This window comes from Nonlabens sp. MB-3u-79 (genome assembly GCF_002831625.1).
Lineage (GTDB): Bacteria > Bacteroidota > Bacteroidia > Flavobacteriales > Flavobacteriaceae > Nonlabens.
Map to the genome: position 1 here is coordinate 42,499 of NZ_CP025116.1, position 23,239 is coordinate 65,737.

The 23,239-nt window shown below is 36.0% G+C and carries 20 protein-coding genes; 10 read left to right on the forward strand and 10 right to left on the reverse strand.

Annotated elements, in window-relative coordinates; all coding sequences use genetic code 11:
- Window position 1: 1 nt before the first annotated feature.
- Both CW736_RS00215 and CW736_RS00220 read left to right on the forward strand, forming a co-directional pair.
- On the forward strand, window positions 2–1,576 hold the full coding sequence (locus tag CW736_RS00215; RefSeq protein WP_101011997.1) for a hypothetical protein: 1,575 nt from the start codon (window positions 2–4) through the stop codon (window positions 1,574–1,576).
- Window positions 1,577–1,611: 35 nt separating this feature from the next.
- Window positions 1,612–2,058 (forward strand): hypothetical protein, encoded by a 447-nt coding sequence (locus CW736_RS00220; protein WP_157810843.1) that lies wholly within the window; start codon window positions 1,612–1,614, stop codon window positions 2,056–2,058.
- A 239-nt stretch (window positions 2,059–2,297) separates the two neighbouring features.
- On the opposite strand, the gene CW736_RS00225 is transcribed toward CW736_RS00220, so the two are convergent.
- Window positions 2,298–2,780, reverse strand: a complete 483-nt coding sequence (locus CW736_RS00225) for a peptide-methionine (S)-S-oxide reductase (protein WP_101011999.1) — start codon at window positions 2,778–2,780, stop codon at window positions 2,298–2,300.
- A gap of 62 nt (window positions 2,781–2,842) precedes the next feature.
- Here CW736_RS00225 and prfA point away from each other — a divergent pair, with 62 nt between their 5' ends.
- Window positions 2,843–3,919, forward strand: coding sequence for a peptide chain release factor 1 (gene prfA / locus CW736_RS00230; RefSeq protein ID WP_101012000.1), 1,077 nt, complete (start codon window positions 2,843–2,845; stop codon window positions 3,917–3,919).
- A 32-nt stretch (window positions 3,920–3,951) separates the two neighbouring features.
- Entirely contained in the window at window positions 3,952–4,761 is an 810-nt protein-coding gene (pyrF, locus tag CW736_RS00235; protein ID WP_101014969.1) for an orotidine-5'-phosphate decarboxylase, read from the forward strand.
- Between the two features lie 271 nt (window positions 4,762–5,032).
- Here pyrF and CW736_RS00240 read toward each other — a convergent pair whose 3' ends face one another.
- Window positions 5,033–5,833 carry an SAM-dependent methyltransferase gene (locus CW736_RS00240; protein ID WP_198519324.1) on the reverse strand — a complete coding sequence of 267 codons (801 nt, stop codon included), beginning with the start codon at window positions 5,831–5,833 and terminating at the stop codon, window positions 5,033–5,035.
- A gap of 62 nt (window positions 5,834–5,895) precedes the next feature.
- Between CW736_RS00240 and CW736_RS00245 the strand changes: the two genes are divergently transcribed.
- On the forward strand, window positions 5,896–7,047 hold the full coding sequence (locus CW736_RS00245; protein ID WP_101014970.1) for a class I SAM-dependent RNA methyltransferase: 1,152 nt from the start codon (window positions 5,896–5,898) through the stop codon (window positions 7,045–7,047).
- Window positions 7,048–7,315: 268 nt separating this feature from the next.
- Window positions 7,316–7,984 carry a ZIP family metal transporter gene (locus tag CW736_RS00250; protein WP_101012002.1) on the forward strand — a complete coding sequence of 223 codons (669 nt, stop codon included), beginning with the start codon at window positions 7,316–7,318 and terminating at the stop codon, window positions 7,982–7,984.
- 27 nt (window positions 7,985–8,011) lie between these two features.
- Here CW736_RS00250 and CW736_RS00255 read toward each other — a convergent pair whose 3' ends face one another.
- Complete coding sequence (locus tag CW736_RS00255; protein WP_101012003.1) at window positions 8,012–8,983, reverse strand: type I phosphomannose isomerase catalytic subunit; 972 nt, start codon at window positions 8,981–8,983, stop codon at window positions 8,012–8,014.
- Between the two features lie 28 nt (window positions 8,984–9,011).
- On the reverse strand, window positions 9,012–9,827 hold the full coding sequence (locus tag CW736_RS00260) for a dolichyl-phosphate beta-glucosyltransferase (RefSeq protein ID WP_101012004.1): 816 nt from the start codon (window positions 9,825–9,827) through the stop codon (window positions 9,012–9,014).
- A gap of 182 nt (window positions 9,828–10,009) precedes the next feature.
- Here CW736_RS00260 and CW736_RS00265 point away from each other — a divergent pair, with 182 nt between their 5' ends.
- Genes CW736_RS00265 through CW736_RS00275 form a run of 3 tightly spaced genes read left to right on the forward strand, consistent with a single transcriptional unit; the run spans window position 10,010 to window position 15,791 of the window.
- Window positions 10,010–13,051 (forward strand): hypothetical protein, encoded by a 3,042-nt coding sequence (locus CW736_RS00265; RefSeq protein ID WP_101012005.1) that lies wholly within the window; start codon window positions 10,010–10,012, stop codon window positions 13,049–13,051.
- A 5-nt stretch (window positions 13,052–13,056) separates the two neighbouring features.
- The gene (locus CW736_RS00270; protein ID WP_157810844.1) at window positions 13,057–14,283 is read left to right on the forward strand and encodes a hypothetical protein; all 1,227 of its coding nucleotides are present in this window, start codon (window positions 13,057–13,059) and stop codon (window positions 14,281–14,283) included.
- Window positions 14,280–15,791 (forward strand): glycoside hydrolase family 2 TIM barrel-domain containing protein, encoded by a 1,512-nt coding sequence (locus CW736_RS00275; RefSeq protein ID WP_101012007.1) that lies wholly within the window; start codon window positions 14,280–14,282, stop codon window positions 15,789–15,791. The genes CW736_RS00270 and CW736_RS00275 overlap by 4 nt, the downstream gene beginning before the upstream one ends.
- Here the strand turns inward: CW736_RS00275 and CW736_RS00280 are convergent.
- The 3 genes from CW736_RS00280 to CW736_RS00290 form a co-directional block, all read right to left on the reverse strand.
- Window positions 15,788–16,987, reverse strand: coding sequence for a glycosyltransferase (locus CW736_RS00280; RefSeq protein WP_101012008.1), 1,200 nt, complete (start codon window positions 16,985–16,987; stop codon window positions 15,788–15,790). The genes CW736_RS00275 and CW736_RS00280 overlap by 4 nt on opposite strands.
- 39 nt (window positions 16,988–17,026) lie before the next feature.
- Window positions 17,027–17,326: a hypothetical protein gene (locus tag CW736_RS00285; protein WP_101012009.1), complete on the reverse strand. Its 300-nt coding sequence runs from the start codon at window positions 17,324–17,326 to the stop codon at window positions 17,027–17,029.
- A gap of 75 nt (window positions 17,327–17,401) precedes the next feature.
- The gene (locus CW736_RS00290; RefSeq protein WP_101012010.1) at window positions 17,402–18,700 is read right to left on the reverse strand and encodes an oligosaccharide flippase family protein; all 1,299 of its coding nucleotides are present in this window, start codon (window positions 18,698–18,700) and stop codon (window positions 17,402–17,404) included.
- A 492-nt stretch (window positions 18,701–19,192) separates the two neighbouring features.
- On the opposite strand from CW736_RS00290, the gene CW736_RS00295 reads away from it, so the two are divergent.
- Complete coding sequence (locus CW736_RS00295) at window positions 19,193–21,214, forward strand: tetratricopeptide repeat protein (protein WP_101012011.1); 2,022 nt, start codon at window positions 19,193–19,195, stop codon at window positions 21,212–21,214.
- Window positions 21,215–21,870: 656 nt separating this feature from the next.
- On the opposite strand, the gene CW736_RS13980 is transcribed toward CW736_RS00295, so the two are convergent.
- The 3 genes from CW736_RS13980 to CW736_RS00305 all read right to left on the reverse strand — a co-directional run bounded on the left by CW736_RS13980 (window position 21,871) and on the right by CW736_RS00305 (window position 23,239).
- Window positions 21,871–22,047: a hypothetical protein gene (locus CW736_RS13980; RefSeq protein WP_157810845.1), complete on the reverse strand. Its 177-nt coding sequence runs from the start codon at window positions 22,045–22,047 to the stop codon at window positions 21,871–21,873.
- A 121-nt stretch (window positions 22,048–22,168) separates the two neighbouring features.
- Window positions 22,169–22,888: a LytR/AlgR family response regulator transcription factor gene (locus tag CW736_RS00300; RefSeq protein WP_101014971.1), complete on the reverse strand. Its 720-nt coding sequence runs from the start codon at window positions 22,886–22,888 to the stop codon at window positions 22,169–22,171.
- Between the two features lie 33 nt (window positions 22,889–22,921).
- Entirely contained in the window at window positions 22,922–23,239 is a 318-nt protein-coding gene (locus CW736_RS00305; protein ID WP_101012012.1) for an Hpt domain-containing protein, read from the reverse strand.

The window sequence follows — 23,239 nt, forward strand, 5'->3', positions numbered from 1 at the left end:
CATGAATAAAAGTATAAAATCAAAATTTTCTGTAATACACCTGCTTATAGCGCTAGCTATTTTCACCCAGTCTAGAGGACAAGTGGCACCTGGAGGAGTTTCGACAGACTTAGCATTGTGGCTAAGGGCAGATGCTGGTGTGAATTGTAATACAGATGATTGTGATGTAACTTCATGGGTTAATCAAGAAGGTACTACAAGTTGGGACGCCAGCGGTACTGGTGCTACTAAATGGAAAAACAACTCCACAGACTTAATAAATTTTAATCCATCATTGAGTTTTACGGATGATGTACAACCGCTTCAGGCGACTAATATTTCTAGAACCAATGGAACGAGCTCCACTATGTTCATAACAGGAGAAGTAAGTTCCATTGCCGATCAATGTTTTATAGAAATAGGAAGGACTACTAGTAGTAGAGCTTTCTTTATAGATCAACGGTATTCTGACAACACTAACTTTTCCACAAATATTACAATTGACAGTCCCCAAGTATGGTCTTTAACAGATATTGGTGGAACTGGTACCACTACCGTCTATGAAACAACCGCTCCCATCATGTCATACAGTAATAAGCTTTTCAATTCTAGTTGGACCTCTGGAGCTACTTATACCATAGGTGACGACATTACAGGAGATAATAGATTAACGGGATTACTCAGTGAGGTTATTTATTATGATACGAACCTCTCTGCTGCAAATAGAGCTCGAATAGATTCCTATCTAGCTATTAAGTACGGCATCTCGATTAATGATGGATCAGGAGCCGATTACGTTTCTACAAGCGGCTTTAATTACTGGGATCACATCAGCAACTCGGGGTATAATCATGATGTTTTTGGTATAGGCCGTGATGATAACACTGCTTTAAACCAGAAGATATCAAAATCAGAAAATGCTAATACCTTTTTAACTATAGCAATAGATAACGATTTCACAAGTCCTAACACCAGCACCACTAGAACATCAATATTTAATAATGACTTATCTTATCTGATGTTAGGAAACAATAACGGTAACTTAACTGTTTCTCCCACAGCCTTAACTAGCATACACCCAAATTTCTACCGAATTAATAGAATATGGAAAGCCCAAGATACAGGTGGCGTGCCATGTGTTAACTTTCAATTTGACACCAGCTCATTGTCTGCAACTGCTACCCAAAACTGGTATGTGGTGGTAGCAAGTGATGCAAATTTTACCTCTAATCTAGATTATAAAAAAATAGATATAGGCGCTAATGCCGTCGTTAATCTTGATTTAAGAGATAACGAAAGCAGCTTTATAACTCTGGCAAGAATAAATACTAATGACATTACTAACGCCTCATCTCCTAATGGAGTTGTGGGAATTCAAACAGCTAATCCTAAAAATTATTCTTATTTAGACGTAAGAGGTGGCGACAAAGGATTTGTAGTCTCCCGATTGAATCAAACAACCATAAACGGTTTATCCCCGGTGGCTGGAATGCTCTTATTTAATACGAGCACTTCTACTTTTCAATTATATAATGGTACCAACTGGCGCGATTTAAATGATCCTTCAACCATGCGCCTCCCAAGATTTTGCAATTAGATATGAAAGCGATAATTATTTTAATTACCACACTCATGAGCGCATTCTGCACAGCTCAAGTTCTTATAAATAGAACAACGGCTTCTAGTAGCTCTGTGGTTCTTGAATTTGGCAATGAGGCTAAGGGAATCGTATTAGAACCTATAGACCTTCTTAGCAGCCCGAGCACGGGTACCTTAATTTTTGATGACAACTCAGGTAGTTTTAGATACTTCAACGGTACATCATGGAGTCCTGTAATTACTGGGGGAACTAGCAACTCTGTTACCAGCTACCCAGCGAGCGGCCAAATTATTTTAAACGATAGTAATTCTGCAGCTGATGGTATCTTTATTATTGAAGATGATGCCAGAGCAATGGTTCTTCCCGTAGTTCCTAACGGAGCCTTAACAATAAAAGAACCTTCTATAGGTCACATGTATTACGATCCTGTAAGCCAAAGTATTAAAGTATTTAATGGTGTTTCTTGGACTAGTTTTTAAGTCTATCATGTTGATAAGGTGTACCTACCACACCTTTTTTTTAACCTACAAGAAAAATCTAATTCATCAAGTAGACTAATACTTTCAACGACCGCTAGCAAGTTTTGGTTTCCTATAAAGCTGTTGATGGGATATATCCAAAGCAAGGCTGTTTCAAAATTTATTCTCAGCTTCTCATCGATAAAGAATTCCAAAGCTTTTATTTTTCAAAAATATTCTTAGACTCTAAATAGCAGCAATCAATTAATGGAGCTAGTCAACTTCTTTACCAGCTTCAGTTTAGGCTCAATATAGCGTTTGCAAAAAGGCGCCTCTGGTCTGGTTTGATAATAATTCTGAATAGACTCCCGCGATGGCTCAAAGGATTCCAATTCCAAAACTTTAGTGATGTATGTTTGTTTTCGCTTTCGCGAAAGCGAGCTAATAATTACTTCTATTCTATTTTTTAATTCTTCATCAATATAATAGATCGCACTTCGATAATCATTACGACGACTGTGCTGCTTTGTTGCAGCATGTGTCTGTAGATGGATATCGATTAATTTTTCCAAATCTACTTGGTCTGTAAAATGAATGATGACTGCTTCACTCTTGTTCTCATACGGAGCCGTGCTTGAAATATAACCTTGCTCTACGCTTTCCACACCATCAATTGCTTGAAAAACAGCTTCGGTACACCAATGACAACCACCGCCAAGACCTAGTTGAGTATTCGTTTTCATATGTGATAATATAGTAAAAATTACGGGCAAATTCCGTATTTTCGCAGGACTTGAAATAGACCATGATAGATAAATTAAATATTGTAAAAAACCGTTTTGACGAGATAAATGACTTGATCATACAGCCAGATATTATTTCTGATCAAAAACGATATGTACAACTTACAAAAGAATATAAAGATCTTAAAAACCTCATGGACAAACGTGAGATTTATATAGAACTGACTGCAAATTTAGAAGAAGCACAAGAAATCATATCAGACGGTAGCGATGCCGATATGGTAGAAATGGCACAGATGCAGCTAGAAGAAGCTAAAGAAGCTATTCCTGCTCTAGAAGAAGAAATACGCATGATGCTGGTTCCTAAAGATCCAGAGGATTCTAAAAATGCCGTTATGGAAATACGTGCAGGTGCTGGTGGTGATGAAGCGAGTATTTTTGCTGGTGATCTTTTTAGAATGTACGAAAAGTATTGCTCTAGTAAAGGCTGGAGTACCAGTATCGTAGATACCAGTCATGGAACTAGTGGTGGTTATAAAGAAATCATCATGGAGGTAAATGGTGAGGACGTTTACGGTACCTTAAAGTTTGAAGCTGGAGTGCACCGGGTACAACGGGTCCCTCAGACAGAGACTCAAGGACGAGTGCATACAAGTGCTGCAACAGTTATGGTATTGCCAGAAGCGGAAGAATTTGACTTAGAACTCGACATGTCTGAAGTACGTATCGAGCGCACTACATCAACTGGTCCTGGAGGACAGTCGGTAAACACGACTTACTCTGCTATTAAATTACACCACGAGCCTACCGGAATGATCGTGAGCTGTCAAGATCAGAAGTCTTCTCATAAAAACTTAGAGAAAGCCCTCAAAGTATTGCGTTCTCGTTTATATGATATCGAACTCGCAAAGAAAATGGCAGCCGACTCTGAAAAACGCAAGAGCATGGTAAGCACTGGTGACCGTAGTGCCAAAATTAGAACCTACAACTACTCTCAAGGACGTGTAACAGATCACCGCATCAATTTAACTTTGTACGATCTAGATAACATCATCAATGGTGATATTCAAAAAATTATCGACGAGCTGCGATTGGTAGATAATACGGAGAAGTTGCAAATGAATGATGACGGAATATAACAGCGCATGCGATGCGCAGACAAGATAAACCGATGACCGTACAAAAACTAACCACTCAAATACTTCAAAAAAAATCCTTCCTTTGTGTAGGCTTAGATGTGGATTTAGAAAAGATGCCAGCTCATTTATTGCAAGAAGAAGATCCTATTTTCGCTTTCGCGAAAGCGATTATAGACGCCACGCATGACTTATGTGTAGCTTATAAACCCAACACGGCATTCTTTGAGGCTTATGGAGTAACAGGATGGATAGCTTTAGAAAAAACCATTAAATACCTCAACGAGAACTATCCAGATCACTTTACGATAGCCGATGCCAAACGCGGAGACATAGGAAATACTTCTACTCGATATGCCAAAGCCTTTTACGAAGATTTGAACTTTGACAGTGTCACGATTGCTCCTTATATGGGAAAGGATTCTGTAGAACCATTTCTTGCTTTTGAAAATAAATTTGCTATTCTTCTCGCACTCACATCCAACCAAGGAGCTTTTGATTTCCAGACCAAATTAATAGATGGAAAGCCCTTGTATCAAGAAGTGCTTAAAACCACTTCGCAATACAAAAACAGTGATCGATTGATGTATGTGGTAGGCGCTACAAAAGCGGAGTATCTTAAAGAAATACGTGAAATTGTCCCTAATGCTTTTTTATTAGTTCCTGGCGTAGGCGCACAAGGTGGCAGCCTGGAAGAGGTAGTAAAGTATGGTAAAAACGATCAAATAGGATTATTAGTCAATTCTTCTCGTGGAATTATCTACGCTTCAAAAGAAAAAGATTTTGCTGATGCTGCACGAGCAAAGGCAATGGAATTACAACAGCAAATGGAATCCCTTTTGTAAAACACATGAGGATGATTCTAGCAGTTCCCACTCAAATTTAGAACAATTCATTTCTTTAAATTAGATCGCTCGATCCTAATTTTCAAGGATGACCATACCATTCTAATAAAAATTAAGGAATTTCTTGCATCGCAGCCATTGTAATTATCTAAACAAAGGCTGAGCACAGGTTGTAAGTTTACTGCAAGGCGGAAAACTAAAATTTAAATCGCATCAAGTTAGATTCAAAGCGATACTACAATACAGTCGAATAAAAGATAGAAGGGATATTTTAATTTCTAAAAATCATGATCAATCGCTCTGAAGTTTGTTGATCGTAGTCCTCTAGTTGGTAATTTCCATAAACATCTACTAAGTCTAATCCTGAAGCGGCAAAATAGCTTTGAAAATCTTCTAAAGTTAACGCGCTTACTCGTTCTGTAAAGTGGTAATCGTGGTCGTTATCCCTAAATTTTATATCCTTATATATAAAACCATTTTCAAAACGTCTGGTATTGTGAAAGGTGATGCCTGCTTCGGTTTTGGAATTTTGTGCTACCAAGTTTTTAATCACCTGAGGTACATTCATAAAATCAATCACTCCGTAGCCACCTGGTTTTAGATTTTCTTTAATAGCCATAACCGTCCTCAAATTATCGGCGGCATCATCAAAGTAACCAAAACTAGTAAAAAGATTAAAAACAGCATCAAAAATCTGATCATAAGCAAGCGTCATGTTGTGCACATGAAACTCGATACGAGAAGTATCTATAGGAGCTAAGCTGCTACTTTCTTCATGAGTCGAATCATTCAACACAGCTTTTCTCAATTCCGCTTTCGCGAAAGCGATACTACTATCACTTAAATCAACTCCAGTGACCCGATATCCTAGTTGATTGAGATACATACTATGACGACCACGGCCACAGGCAAGGTCCATAATATGAGCATTCTCATCCAACTTTAATCGCTGGGTAAGGCGCTGCATAAACGCTCCAGCCTCGGTGTAATCTCGATCTCGGTAAAGGATGTGGTAATAAGGGGTATCGAACCAACTAGCGAACCATTGATCTGATGTGTTTACATTGCTCATAGACCGCAAAAATACCTTAATTTTGTGGATCAAATTCCACGATGATGTCCCAAAATTTTAAGATGATTGCCAAAACGATCTTTGGCCTAGAAGAAGTACTTGAACAAGAACTCAAACAACTAGGCGCCATGAATATAAAGCGTGGTGTGCGCATGGTTGAATTTACTGGGGACCAAGGATTTATGTACAAAGCAAATATGATGTTGCGTACCGCAATCAGGATTTTAAAACCTATTTATAGTTTTAGCGCACGTAATGAAGTAGATCTTTACGATGGGATATATCAATACGACTGGTCAAAGCATCTTACACACCATGACACACTTGCTGTTCATGGTACCATTTCCTCGCAATACTTTAACCACAGCCAGTATGTGGCATTGAAAACTAAAGATGCCATTGTAGATCAAATACGTCGCAATACCGGCCAAAGACCAGATGTGGATACCAAGCATCCTGATTTGAGAATATCAGTACATATTAACGATCAAACCGTAGACGTATCATTAGACACAAGTGGCGAGCCTTTATATAAACGCGGTTATAGAAGTATGACCAACGAGGCTCCTATTAATGAGGTACTTGCAGCTGGAATCATTTTATTGAGTAATTGGGACCAGCGTTCTTCATTTATCGACCCTATGTGTGGTAGTGGAACAATTGCTATTGAAGCAGCGATGATAGGGGCTAACATTGCTCCTAACATTAACCGTAACGAATTTGGTTTTGAAAAATGGCCAGATTATGACAACCAGTTGTTTGAAAATATTCAAGAAAGCTGCTTGAAAAAGATACGGGAATTTGACGGAAAAATTATCGCCAGAGATGCAGATGGTTACACCGTAGAAAAAGCGGTCGAGAATGTGAAAAATGCCAATCTTACCGACTTTATAACGGTAGAAAAAGGCGATTTCTTTAGAGACCACCAAAGCGCTAGTGCGTTCTTAATGTTTAACCCACCTTATGATGAGCGTATTTCTGTGGATGTGGAAGAATTTTACAAAGAAATAGGTGACACCTTAAAACAACGTTATGCTGGTTCTACAGCATGGATGATTACTGGAAATCTGGAAGCATTGAAATATGTAGGCTTGCGCCCTTCTCGTAAGATCCAATTGTACAACGGTAAAATTGAGGCGAAATTAGTGAAGTACGAAATGTATAAAGGGACCAAGAAGTTGCATAAGGTTCTTGCTCGTGAGGAGGAAGAATAGGTTTTAGGGATGAGGGATGTGGTAAACTATATTTACTAACCTTGCTTTAGAATAAATAGATCCCTGATAAATTTGGAATTTGCTTTTGCTTATATTTCACATCTCGAGCCAAATTTTCTGGGATGACTATCTAAGTAAGAACTCCAACTTCATTTTAATTAAATTTGCGTTATAAATGGCCGATCCCTGATAAATTTGGAATTTGCTTTTGCTTTTACTTTAACTTTACATCTCGAGCCAAATTTTCTGGGATTACCAAAGACTAAAAATGAATTTACTATTACCATTTCTCGCCGTTTTATTGGGTTTTGCTGCGGCATTACTTTTAAAAGCACAATCAAAAAGCCGCATGAAATTGCTACTGGCTTTTTCTGGGGCCTTTTTATTGAGTGCCGTAGCCAGTGAGTTTTTACCTGAGATTTACGAAAGTGGAGACCGTACTTATGCTGCTTACCTTATGGGTGGGGTTTTCTTGCAAATTATCCTAGAGTTTTTCTCTAAAGGAGCTGAGCATGGTCATTTACATATCAATAAAAAAATGCCTGTATTTCCCTATTTGCTTTTTGGAAGTTTATGCTTGCATGCATTTCTAGAAGGAATGCCATTACAAGGGGAAACCAGTATGATTTATGGAATCTCCATTCATAAAATACCTATTGCCTTTATTTTTACTTCGTTTTTATTATCCAGTCATTACAGTAAGTGGAAAACAGTCCTGATTATATTATTTTTTGCAGCGATGTCACCTTTGGGAAGTCTTGCTGCTGGAAATCTAGAAATCCTTCAAGATTTTATGCTACCCATCAAAGCTTTAGTAGCTGGAATTGTTCTTCATGTCTCTACTACGCTGATTCTAGAAGCTAGTGAAGCGCATAAGTTCAATCTGTCTAAGATTGTGGTCATGGTTATCGGTGGTGTTTTGGGGTTTTTATTGTAGTTGTTGAGAGTTTTAAAATTGAAGTCCCTATTTAATATATAATTCAATTATTTTGGCAGCTTGGGTTTCTAGCAATACTTGCCTTGCATTTGCTGGAACAAGAACTGTTTCTCCAAAACTCACTTTTTCTTTAGAATCATTTACTGAAATTTCAAAAGATCCTTCCACACACATATAAATAACAAAAGAGTCATTCTGAGAATAATCAATGGAAGTTTCTTGATCTATTTGTATAACTGTAGAAGTAAAATAGGGACAACTGGCTAGAACACGAGCATTCTTATATGAGTTGTGACCTGCTGTACTATTTGATTGAGGTATATTCCTTTTTACAGCCTTTAAAGATTTTTCTAGATGTAATTCTCTTTCATTACCATTGACGTCTTTACGATCCCAATCGTAAATCCTATAGGTAATATCTGACGTTTGTTGGATCTCTGCCGCAAGAACACCTGCGCCTATGGCATGTACTTTACCTGCTGGAATAAAAAACGATTCGCCCTTATTTACTTTTTGTTTGTTTAAAATTTGATCTACATTATCTTTTGTGAGTGTTTTCAATGCATTAGTAGTCACATTTTCATTCTTAAAGCCATTGATTATCGTTGCATCTGCTTCTCGATCCATGATGTACCACATTTCTGTTTTACCATAAGCATTATGCTCTGCTTTAGCCATTTCATCATCTGGATGTACTTGTACAGAGAGATCTGTTTTTGCATCTAGATATTTGATCAATAGTGGAAAATCGTTTCCAAACTGACTGTAATTCTTATTTCCTACAAATTCATATCTATGATCTCTAATGAGGTCTGTTATACTACAACCTTTATAGACTCCATTATTTACTACAGATATATGACCTTCAACTCCTGATATCTCCCAACTTTCTCCTATCACATCACTTGTTGTTTTTTTATTCAAGAGACTTTTTAATTTTGATCCTCCCCAGATTTTTTCTTGAAGGATAGGCTCAAATTTTATAGGGTAAGCTGTCATAGTCGTATTGTTTAGGATAAATAAAGTTTTAAGCTGCGATAGATAATTCAGTCGAAGACTCACTCATAGCAAAAGGAAATGACGAGGTATGGTTTGTTGAAGGGACACTATTTAACAAGTTATAATTGACCCATATTTGGGTCAACTTTGCAGGTATAATTAAAGCATCTTTTGTTCTTAATTTTGAATCGTTCACATGAACCCATCTCATTAGTGGTTGCTCTGTAATTCTTTTCATAACATTCTTTTCTCCTAAATATTTTTTGAGTCTTAAGAAAATCTCTACATCAAACAACCACCTGCTTAAAAATTCCTCATAATAAACTACGGGTACAATATCTTTGGTAAATACTTTTGCTCCACATTGAGTATCTCTTATATTCATTCCGAGAACAAGCAGGATGAATTGTTTGATAAACTTCGAGAGAATATTTCTCATAAAGTCTCGTTCGATTTTACTGCTTCCACCAGAATTTCTTGAACCAAATACCATGATCTGATTATCTCTCATTAACGTTTTTACTAAGTCTTTAAAATCTCTAAAGTCTGTAGAAAGATCGGCATCCATAAATCCAATGTTTGATATATGGGGTTGACTATATAAAAAACGAGCTCCTGCCCTAACAGCGGTCGCTTTTCCTGAGTTCTTTTTTACGTCGATTACACTAATTGCATTTGGAGCTAGATTCTTCATATTATGTAGAACCTCTAAGGTATTGTCTTTACTTCCATCATTTACAAAACACAAATGGTAATCTTCATTTTCTTGAATAAAAGACACAAAAGCTTCTTGGTTTAAGCGTTTCTCTTCGTTGTAGCAAGGGATAATAATTCCTGTTTTCATAATTTTATTTTTAAATATTATTACTAATTACGATACAAACATATCTCGGTATAGAGACTGAAATCGACATTTTCGATAGACACCCAATTACTTTAGACAGAAACCACTCATCGATAGACCAGCCATTTATCGAAATAATTATCTTTACATGGCTTAAAGAAACACTACTTTTCAAGTTCTTAATGAGGACCTCAAAAACAAATAAATACCTAATCACCGCTGTACTTCTTGGAATTATATTCCACGGAACTTCTATGTTCTTCACTTTGGAAAGAACTTATGATGCTTTGATTCATTTGTTTTTTGCAAACCATTATGCAACCAGCTGGTTTGAACCTTGGAGCTATAGCTGGTACACTGGCTTTTCCGCTATGGGGTATCCACCTCTTGTGCATCAATCTATAGGAGTACTCTCCTTAATAGGCGGGCTTAAATTTGGAATGTTTACCGTTGCCTTATTAGGTGTCATCTTATTTATAACAGGAGTTTATCGTTTTACTAAAGTGATCATTCCTAATGAAAAAGCAGCTGGATATGCCGCCATCATGGCTGTCTTTTCAACTTGTTTTGTAGAAACACTGCATGTTTTTGGTCAATTGCCCAGTATCATAGGGATCTCTATTCTTATGCATGCTTTGCCCGAGGTTTACAAATGGTTGAAGTCAGGAAAGAGAATTGCACTGTTCAAAGCGCTCGCATTACTTGCCATAACGGTCACTTCTCATCATGTCACTCCTATTTTTGGAATGGTATTTTTTATATTCCCCTTAATAGGTACGGTAATCATGGATGCCGCACGAGAGAAAGTAAATAGCAACAGTGAGGTTACTTTTTCCGTTTTCGCGAAAGCGTTCTGGAACAAGCTAATGCGTATAATTATTTTTGGGACTTGCTCTTTAATTTTAATCATAGTTTGTATCCTACCCTACTGGATCAACACCAAGAACAACCCCATTACTCAGGTACCTATACCTCATGGCTCCAGAGATAACTTCTTAGAAGTAACATCTTCTGGACTGGTCTTTTTTATAATTCCATGGGGAGTATTATTGCTGTTTCTACCATATTTTTTATACAGATTTTACAGCAAGAGGTTGTTGTTTTTTGGCTTTTCATTTAGTCTTCTTTTTATTTTGGGAACTGGAGGCACGACTCCTATTCCTTTAAAGTTATTAGGTGAAAACGCTTTTAATATTTTGACCCTGGACCGATTCACTTTGTGGGCATCGATCATGGCGTTACCTTTATTTGGTGAGTTTTGCTACCGATTTACAGATGGAGACTATAAAGAAATCTTGCAAAAAAAATGGGGTACTGTGTTGCATCGATCCATTGGTGGTTTTCTAGCGATTGCTTTTATATTTATGGCAGTTTTTACCATGACCTTAGGAATATTTAGACCTATCCAGCCAGATGAAATCAATATGCAACCCATTGTTAACTTCCTAAATGAGGACGATCATGATAGATGGCGGTATTTACCATTAGGTTTTGGAGATCAAATGGCATGGCTATCAGCACAAACTAATGCAACTACAGTTGATGGCAATTACCACTCTGCAAGGCGGTTACCAGAACTTACTTCTAGAGCAGTAGAACGACTTGAAAATTCTAAGCACCATGGAATTGAAGGGTTGGGCTCTTTACAGCAGTTTCTGACCGTTCCAGAGAAGTTTCATTTGAAATATGTTTTCTCTAACGATAAGTTTTATGATCCGCTACTCTATTTTACTGGTTGGCATAGATTGAGTTTATTAGAAAATGGTATCACGGTTTGGGAAAAAGCAGGAATCACTCCTTTACCGAGCATCTTACCTAAAGATGATGTCCCTTTATTTCAAAAATTGATGTGGGGAATTATTCCCATTTTTACGGTAATTTTGTCCATATTCTTATATTTAAGAAGTGTGTGGTTCCACTCCTTCAGAAAAAAAGAAGATAGACAACTCTTCCTTATTGATAAGGGCCTTACATCTCGTAAAGGACAAAAATGGTTATACCGCACCTCCTTATGTTGGTCAGGAATCATGTTACTGCTTACCGCTTATATGGTTTATGGTATTTATATAAAAAAGGCCGTTCAATTAACCCCAGAAAGTGTGATCACTGCTTATTATGATGCTTTAGACTTTAAAGAGTTTGAAAGAGCACATTCTTATATAGATCCAGCCAGTGAGAAAGACATTTCACAATTCATGCTTGAAGTATCGGTAACTGATGGTTTATTAAGTTCTTATTCAAAAATGGATAGTATTGCAGTAAGCGTTCTGGATAAAAATGAATGGACCGCTAGTGCAGTAGCAAAAATCAAATGGATCACACCACTCAAAGAAATTCAAACTACAGACACACTTTCTATAAAAAAGCATCAAGGTAAATGGTACATCGTGCCTAAAAGTGTGGATCCTTATATCCCGCCAGATCAATTAATGCTTGAGAGCAGCACACGTTTCTTTAATCATGGGAAACGTAAAATAACCTCAGAACAAACCTTTCATGAAGATGTTTTGAAACAACCGGTCGTAGAAGTTACTACAGCAAAAATGATTCAAAGAGACTCGATTTTTTACATCGTGGGTTCTATTCAAAATGTAGATAATATCCCAGCAGATATTGCAGTTACTGGAGCATTGTATGATAGCGAGAATAATGAAATAGCTAGATATAACGCGCAAGATATTGTAAAACACAAACTACTGGCCAAAGAAACTACACCGTTTTTAATCCAATTTGACATCACTTATGATAAGGATCAAACTTTTGTGGTACCTACAAATTTTGAAGTGCAAGTAAAAGCAAATGTTGCCACCACAGATTTGCATCAAACTGTGACACCATCACAAATTCAAATTAACGGATCGCAGTTGGAAGGCTTTTTGTTCAACCCCAGTATAGAGGCTGCTACCATTCCTCAGTTACTATTGAGTTATTATAATGACTCTAAAGAATTGATCTGGACAGAGTCCATTTATATAGATCAAAGTGTGCGACCGCAACGTAAAAGAGCTTTTTCCATAGACTTACCAGACTTAGAGCAGCCTATAGTTGTATCTTCAAGTCTTTTGAATATTTCTGTAAATGGATTGCCCAATGAAAGTATTTCAGATAAAGTACATCCCAACAGAAATACCGCTGGAGAAAAGGAATTTTTAATACCTATAAATGGCATGCCTTATTCCTTTATTTCTATTACAACTAATTCATATATAGGAAATCCGCGATGAGAAATTTGCATAGATTCATTAACTTTTTGATTCTTATCGCTATTGTAGCGATGTCTTTTTCTTGTTCTGAAAATAAGGAGTTGAAAAAAGTGGCTATATCTCCTAATGCCTTTCAAGTAAAAGCACCTATGGACCAAGTCGTTACTAAAAAAGGTATTGATATTAATTTTAAAACCTTTGATAAAAACTCTTATAAACTACTAGAACTTCTAATTTCAGGAACCTATGGAACTACTGTATTAAAAGCAAAGCTCGATCATATCCGACTAAACATTCACATTCCAAATGTTATTTCTAGACATGCTGGAATGCTCACGTGGGAACTTATCGGTAATGGAAAAACCATTCAAAAAGGCACATTCAGACTTCTACCTAACACAAAAACTTTAAAAACCATGGAGAACTATGTCGGGCCACGCAGTATTATTTCTAACGATCGAGATTACACCATGCTGGTCAGTATTCCTGTAGACAGTTTGGATAATATGTTGCCAGATAAAACTCCATTAATAATGCGCCATCAATTTAAAGGCAACATCACAACCACTACTCAAGAAATCACCACTGGTTTTGCGTGGCAAAGAATCCTAGCGCCATTGACTACTGGTCGTTTAATTACGGGCAGTACCATGGAAACTATTTCTTCAAAAGAATTAGTTGTAGATGTATTTCCAGATATCGCCACAGCTTTTAAAATCTCTGAAAACAGCAACCACAATTATGCCGATGGAAGTGAAATCATCACTCTTAAAACTGATCAGATTAAAGATCGCTATGGCAACATTACTACTGATGGAACACTGGTCACTTTTTTCATAAAGGACAACCTTGATAAAAGATGGCAAACTACAGGAAGCACTATAAATGGGTACGCTTTCGCGAAAGCGTTACATCCACAAACTCCTTCTGCCTGGACGATAAAAGGAGTGATTACTGGTATGGTAGAAAGTCCAGAATTAAACATTAATTTCCAATCTATTATTGATCAAATTCCTTTTACTTATACAGAAAATAACAGGATTACCATTGGTCCATTGACCAGTTACTTAGGACAACTTGTTCCAGATGGAATTCCAATAAGTATAAAATTAAACGCCAAAGAAATCATTCTAAAAACAAAAAACGGTACTGCAACACATTCTTATGACACAAAAATGATAGCACCTGGCACCTATGATTTAGAAATTAAAACCTTAGGTATAACGACCGTAAAGCCCATAATATTAAGGTGAAAAAAAACAAACTATTATATCGATCTATTATCATAATCGCATTTCTATGTATTAATGCTGGGATTATTTATGGTATAAGTCAAGTTATGGCTTACCTCAACACTGGTGCTGATACTTCAAAAATATTACATCTCGATCTGGCACGTACCGATTATTATTTACCTGAAGTGACTTGGGTTTCTATCAATAATCCAGGAAGACCTCTTGAGTTTGCTAACCAACAAAAATTGGAACAGGATTATCTAGATGCTTGGCATGTAAAGAACCTAGCTCTAGAAACTAATAATACAGACGGTATTTATGATCATTATACAAAAAGTGCTCAAGAAAAAGTAAACGCTTTAATTGCGTACAATGCGGCGCAACAACTTCAAATAAAATCTACAACTCTTAGCCACAACATCTCCCTAGAATTTTACAGTGCTGACGGTACCATTGCTGTATTAACCGATAAAGCAGTTACTGGAATCGAGAACATATATCGCAACGATCAATTGATTAAAGAAAGAGAATTTAATGAAGACTATAGAATCATCCTTTTACTAGAAGATGGTTTCTGGCGGGTGAGGCATTTTGAGAAACTAGCCATAAATAAAGTTGTCACTTTTGACAAAACGATTCCTTTAGATATAAAACTTATAAAAGGAATTAATTATTATCCTGAGAACTATCCCTGGGATACCTTTAATGAAAAAGTAGACTCTACTGTTTTTGCACAAGATTTTAAAATTATAAAAGACTTGAATTTAAATACTATACGCATTTTTATAGGTTATGAAGATTTTGGAAAAGCAACTGTAAATGATCTAAAACTTAAAAAGCTTCAAACACTTTTAAATCAAGCGCACCAGGTCGATTTAAAAGTGATGATTAGCCTTTTTGATTTCTATGGAGATTATGATATGAAGAACTGGACGCTGACTAACCAGCACTTAAAAAGCATTATCAGTGCTGTAAAAGATCATCCTGCTGTTCTCGCTTGGGATATTAAAAACGAACCCAATCTTGATTTTAAAAATCGCAAGGAAGAGCGTGTTCTTTCTTGGTTATCTCAAACCATTAAAGCAGTAAAGAAAATAGATACTATTCATCCAGTAACCATAGGATGGTCCAATACTGTCTCAGCTTTAAAATTAGAGAAAGAAGTAGATTTTATATCCTATCATTATTATGAGGACATAGCCGAGTTAAGCACTGCTCATCAATCTTTAAAAAACAAAACGTCCAAACCTATCGTATTGCAAGAAATAGGACTTCCTAGCTATGATGGTTTATGGACTTTTAATGGGAACACAGTGAATGATCAGGCCGCTTTTTACCGACAACTTCTAGACACACAAAAAAGAGACCGTATCAACTATCTCTTTTGGACGCTGTATGATTTTAATGAAATCCCTACTGATGTGGCTGGATCTCTTCCATGGCGCAAGAATAAGCAAGCCTACTTTGGAATCATCGATTCTACTGGTGTAAAGCCAGCTTATTTACTCGTGAAATCAATGAATTAAGCCGCAACCACTAAATCTGGTTCTACAACTAGTTGATCATTAAACGCATTCAAATACATCTTAGTTATAATTGACATAGGTAGTGCCGCAGCAGCTTGGTAATTGGTTTTTGCTATTTCGTTTCTATAGGTTTTATCTACCACTAGTTTTTCAATAGCTGCAGCAAGGCTTTCTACACTTTCTGGCTCAAAGAATTCGCCTTTATAACCTTCTTCTTTTACTAAAATACTTAAATCTCCTAAATCTGGCATTACAACTGCTTTTCCATAACTACCAGCCTGGTGCAAGACCCCAGAACTCCCCGTAGTAGAAGTATAAGGAAATACGACCATAGCACTTTCAGAGAATATGACTGGCACATCTTCCTCAGCAACATAACCTGTAAACGTAATATTAGACACATGTTTATAGGCTTTTTTTACCGCATCTAGATAGCCTATTGTATTAGGGTTATCAGTTCCTGCAATAACTATTTCAAGATTTTGACCAGTGTTTAATCTAACTTGTTCTACAGCTTCGATAAGTTTCTCTACTTTTTTATAGGTCCCAAATTTTCCGAAAGTCATTATTTTTAAAGGCCCTTCAGCTAGTTCATAACTTGGTTCTTCAGGGATTTCAAAAGTTCCATGAGGAATCAAAATACAGTTTTTTGCTTGGTATTTATCTTCTAAAATGGCTACGTATTTACTGATGGTCAATACTAATCTATCTGCTTTAAGAATTACACGAGTAAGCATTTCTCCTATGAAGTTAAAAACACTCATTTTAATTTTATTATTCGTAAAACCTGCACTTGATAAATCAACTGTTTCCATGATATTATGAAGTAATACGGTCGTTTTTACTTTCATCAATTTTGTTAACCATGGAGAAAACAAGCCTAATGCAGCAGGTATTTTCTTATCTCCAAATTTCATGAATTGTAAGTTGTACAAAACCATGTCTGGCTGAGTGCTTCTCACCGCTTTTGCGATAGAAATTAAGTTGAAATAACTATTAAATTTCCAGCATGGCTTTAGGGTTACTTGACAACCTTCTTCTTTAAAATCAATTATAGCATTTGCAGCAGTATCATCTGTAAATAAGATGAGCTCTGTAACCTCTTGGTGTTGTCTAAAGTGTTTTACTAAATGGAAGGCGTATTCATTAAGAGTTACTTTACTAGGCGGATATGCAGTTACTATAGCTAATATCATAATATAGATTTTAAAATTTATTATTGCTAAAAAGAATAATTAGGCTACCATGCTATAAAAATTAAGGGGGTTATTGATCTCTTTATATAACGGAATAACATCATTACTCGTCCCTCTGTAAAAAACAAACCTGTAGTCGTCGCTTAAGTTGTTTTTTAATCGCTTTAATTCTTGAAGTAAAGAATCCTGACCACTTTTAACATCGCAAAGATTTACCATCACATTTTTGTCTGTTTCTAATAAGGACTTAAAGAAGTTTAACACTTCTGGAATGTGAGAGCTAGATGCTGTGCCACTTAAATAAATTACCCCTTCTATATTTTTGATTTCTAATGCCATGATATGTAATTTTAAATGTTGTTAATATTATTTGACAGTACAAAGGTCTAGCTTACTTCGCTTGATTCTTAGAAATTAAGATAGATCGATATTATGTATAAATGAATCATCATTTAATTGCGGTTGGACTTTTTTAGAGCGATAAGTATGATAAATAAAATAAAAAATCTGACCTAAAAGCAAAGCTGCCATAACATAAACTTGTATCATAACTACTTTTAGAAGGCTTTTATGAAAAATGACAATCGCTACTACTTGTAGGATTCCAAAAACTGCAGTTATAAGAATAGGCTGATACGTATCAATAGAAAGAAAGTAATAAACAAAGATGTTAGATAGTGCAAAAAAAGAGGTAGCCAGCGCATACCATCCTAATAATGAAGAAATACTTCTGTATTGCTCCCCAAATAGTACATCTACAGCAAGCTCTGGAAATAGAAATGAAAAACTAACAATCACAAATGAAAGTATTGAAATGTAACCCAAGTATTTTTTTAAGATAGGTACTGCATTATTTCCTTCTTTACGACTTTTAAGTACCTGTGGTAAGAGCAACATCACAAACATCCATGTAACAAAGTAAACAACTCTACCTATCAACGCTAGAGATGCGTACAATCCCGCTTCATAAGACGAGAAATAATGTTTTACTAATAGAATATCGCTGTTGTTACATACTATTTGAGTAAGCTCATAACAAGCCGTCAAAACAAAAAATATAATTATTTTTTCCTGATGTTCTTTTGATAAAATTAGAGTTTGGTTTTTTATAAATAGTGGTTTCTTAAAAGGGAACAAACCTGCTAAGAACGAAACTGCTATTGCAATGGAAACAGCATATTCTGACGGTAGATCAAATAGAATTAAAAAAGTAAAAGTTAGAAACAATCTACAAAGCATTTCTAATTGATAGGTCATTGCAAGACTACCAAATCTGTTGTTCCCTTGTAAGAATCCGCGATTGACACTCATGACAAAATAAAGCGGTACAGCTAATCCAAAGGCAATAAACATTCCTGAAGAATGTGTTTGAAAAACCGATTGCAATTGCGCTGCAAAAATTACGGTTGCCATTCCCAAAATGATTCCTGTACTGGCAGCATATTTATACGCTTTAGCGATTAAACTTTCTCTTTGAGCATTTTCTAGCTCGAACGTAAATTTAGTTACTGTTAATTGAAAAGTCATAGCTACAAAAGAAAGCACTAACAATAAGGTGATCAATATTGCAGCATCTGCAAATAATGTAGGGCCCAAAAACCTACCTAATAATAGATTATATAAATAGTTCCCCCCATTGACTAAAAAGGCGCTCAACATGAACAGTTGTTCCTGAGAAAAGGTCTTTCTAATTTTCTGTGTGACGGCGATCATACTACTAGTTAAAAGAGAAAACTAATTGTACCACGCGTCTGTGGGCTCTTCTATGAACTACAGATAAGCCTGAATAAACTAGCGCAGTTCTAGCGTTGTAAACTACTCTTAATACGTTGTCGTTCTTTATAAGTGTAAGTCGCATGATTATTGTTGTTTTAAATTCTGGTACAAATATGCAGGCTTCTCAAAGTAAAAACTCGAATATTTCGACGAGATGAAATATGGTATAGACGAGTGGCAACTAATCGGCATTTAACTTGTTTATGGGTTGGTCGTTATTCCGCTTTCGCGAAAGCGGAAACAAAACAGGCGTTATATAGAGGTAATAGGTTCTTCTAAAAAAAGGGTTTTATAGAAGGTTTTTAACACAACTGACGTTCAGCTGACCAAAAGCTCTTTGAATCGACGAAATGTATAGTTCAATGGCAGATAGTCACCGATTAACACTGCTGAATGTGGTTATAAATTACACCTATAAATAAACCTACGATGAAAAAGTTAGTTTTCCTTATCATTTTATTAATCAGCGCCACATCATACGGACAAGAAATGGGCACGGGATTTACCCTCTTGGAAACTGGAAAATACAGCGAGGCACAAGTATTCTTTAAAAATATACTAGAAAAATACCCTACTAATAGAACGGCAAGACTTTGTTATGGGCGTGCGTTGGGACTTAACGGCCTCACGGTTGCTGCAAAAGAATTATTCACCGCCTTGAAAGCAGATTACCCAACTGATTTTGAAGTTTCTTTAAATGTTGCTGAATCGCTATTATGGAATAACGATTATGAAGATGCTAGAACCCTATATGTTGATCTGGTAAAAAAAGATTCGACAAGTTTTCCTGCGACTTTGGGATATGCTAATACGTTGTCTAACTTGCAAGAATATGACAATGCCTTATTATATGTAGGTAAAGCTCTCGACATTTTACCAGGGAATGCAAATGCAATGGTTTCTAAAAAGTACATGAGATTAGGCAAAGCGTCACAAGTATTGGCATTTCAAGACTACACAACAGCCATCGCTTTATTAGAACAAAATTTACAAGATTTCCCCAACGATGCCGACACTAATAAGTCACTAGCTAATGTTTATGTAACCCGTAAAGACTTTGAAAAAGCCAATCTTATTTATAGTAATTTAAAAAATAAAGTAACTGGCCTAGTAGGGCAATCACTTGTAGCTCATTTAATGCGCAAGGACAAAAAAGCACTAGAACTCGCTGCAACCGCAACTGATTTGGTACAGAACGATTCCATTCAAACCATGGATAGCCAGGAACGTTATATACAAGCGTTGATCTGGAATGGAAAATACCAACAAGCGAGAACTAGTATTGATTCTTTAACGGATCGATTAGGATCCAACAATAGAATTGTAGCCCTGAGCGCTTCCCTATCCATGTACACTGGACAGATTAATAAGGGCATTGAATATTATCAAACTATTCTTTTAACAGACAGCACTTCCTTTAATGGAAATTTAGGAATTGCAAATGCGTATCGCGGACAAGGAAATCTGGCAAAAGCTTATGAGTTTGCTCAAAAAACACTCCACTATTATCCTGAACAAAAAGATGCCAAATCATTGATGGCAGCCATAGATAATTCACTTAGTCCCTCTGTAAACACTACGGCTGCTTATACCAGAGATAATGGAGACAATGAGGCTTACGGTAGTAGTATCAATGCAACGATTCCGTTTTCTGACCGATTTACTGCCAGTCTTAATTACAGTTATAGAACGACGGAAAATATGACTCTAGGAAATATGGCCAATAACACTAATATATATGTAGGTGCTAAATACCGCATCAAAAACAACACTTGGATTGAAAATAACATCGGTTTTACAAAAGCAAATGCAGATACCAATAGCTATACCGATATCAACGGTTCTATTTTCTTAAAAACACGACCCTTTGCCTTACAAAATCTAGAAATAGGTTACAGCCGAGAGTTGCAAAACTTTAATGCTGCATTGATAGACGAGAAGATCTTCCTGAATAATTACATACTCAATTACAATATGGGAACTACATTTAACTTAGGATGGTACACGGGATTGATACACACACAACAGACCGATGGAAACTCTAGAAATCTGCTTTTCACTTCTTTATACTACACATTTACCAACTCTCCAGCTCTAAAAGGCGGTATCAATTACCAGTACCTGAGTTATGCAGAGCAAATCCCTACTCAGTACTTTAGCCCAAGTCGCTATCAGGCTATCGAGGCTTTTCTTGATCTTAATGGTACTTCTGGGAAATGGAATTATAATGCCAACCTAGCCAGCGGATACCAACTGGTAGAAAAAGACGACCCCACCACATTATTAAGAGCCGAAGGAAGAATGACCTACAGCTTCTCATCAAGATTACAATTAGGCGCTTATGGGAAATACAGCAACATCGCTAGCGCCACAGCAGCAGGCTTTGAGTTTACTGAAATAGGTGTTTCCTTGAGGTTGCACATTGGTAAAGGGAAGTTATTTAGTTTTTAATTGTTTAGAGCTGTCAATTGTTTTTACGAGCCGCTTTTTCAATGACTAAAAAAGCGGCTTTATTGTGTGTAATAGTTGCTTAAATTTCAAATAATAAAGAACGATTACCTATCCTAAGATATTAGGTTTAATTGATCTACTAATTCAAAAAAAGTTATATAATTAAATCAATTATGTCATAAAGTCTAGTTTACTCGAGGAGCTCAACTGTTTGTGCGTGTTTTTAACTTTATATTAAAATATCTTAAAAAACAGACCCTAATTATATTTACTTGATTTGCATGATCATTCTATTAGCAGTCAAAACTCACAAAGTGTTGGGAGCATCTATTCAGATTGAAATCAATTAAAAATAACAAAAGAAGCGTATAAAAAATTTACCGATTTCAATTCCCAAAGTTTAGAATTCCTTTTCCCGATAATGTTATAAATAGCCGCAATTAAAATTGAGGTCACTGCTGTTAATAAAGCGAAAAAACCAACTCAGCAGTCGATTTATAGGTCTGTAAAATTGACTAACCTAATAATGTTTAGAATACATTTTTATATCCAGCACCTTCTGCTACAAAAGTTACCCATACATCTACCTGATCTTCTAAAAGAATATCTGTATCATAACCAGAAGAAAGGTATTGAGGATTGTAATCTGGTTCAGGTTAGCTTTCAGGGAGTGCATTATTAATAGATTGCAAAAAATCTGCAGAGATCACATCATCCAACGATTCTAGATAATCTGATGTACCGTTAGAACTAAATGGTCCAAGGTATTGATGATTTTGAGACAGAACTATAGAGCTCATCAATAACGCTGCAATTAAAATAATTTTATTCATGAGCTATTAATTTATAAGTCAAAAATACAATGGCACACGCCCTTAAAATTTAATTTACAATTAGCATCATTTTTGGTGTCGACGTGCAGTAGCTTTAAGTAATTAAGCTAGTTCGGTACGATTATAGTAAATTGAGTCGGCGCATTAATTCTGGTCTGTTAGACCTACTTATAGGTATGACATTTTTTTCTATAAGCACACTATTATCCTCTATATCAATGATCTTTTTGATATTGATGATGTATGAACGATGTACTTTTAAGAATAAGGAATCAGGAAGTTTTTGTTCAATTTTCTTAAGAGTAGAATGTACGGTATAATTCTTAGTATCCGTTTTGATAAGAATATAGTCGCCCTTTGCTTCTATAAGATGAATACTTTCAAACATGATTTTAACAAGACGACGATCTATGTTCACATACATCTCCTTTTCTAGAGAAGAAACTGGAGCTGTAGAAGCAAGGACCTGTTGCAATGGAGCTGTAGTTCTTTTTTGTTTTTGTGCTTTCTCTATAGACTTTAAAAATCTGGGCAATGTAATGGGCTTTAGTAAATAATCTACTATACAATCATATTCAAAAGCCTCAATAGCAAAATTTCTATCTGAAGTGGTAAGTACAATCTTAGGAGGTTTACGGAGCGTTTCAATAAAATCAAAACCACTAAAATTAGGCATATGAAGATCTAAAAAAATTAAATCAATATCATTTTTTCTAAGGAATTTCATTGCACTTAGTGCATTAGGAAATTCTTCTATAACATCTAAATTTTCTACCTGACTACATAAATATGTCATAATAGTTCTAAATGCCGCCTCATCATCGATTATTATACAATTCAAATTGTAAGATTTTTGTTCCATGTAATTTACATATTATAACTGATTTATAAAGCGATTACAGTCCTTAAGTATGGCTTCAAATTGATTTTTCAAGGTGTTTCTCCCTTCTTTCAATTCTTCTTCATACGCCATGGCCGTCTCATAGCCTTCAACCAGTCCTAATATTCCCAATTTATGTTTGAGTTTATGTACGTTTTCCGCCGCTTTCGCGAAAGCGGAACTATTATAATTTTTCTTGTAAAGATCTACCTCCTGCGGCAGTTCTTCCTTTATCACCTTCAATAATTTATTTACAAATAACTCATCTCCTGCTGCTAGCTCATTGATGTAATCTAAATTAGGTTGTTCCAT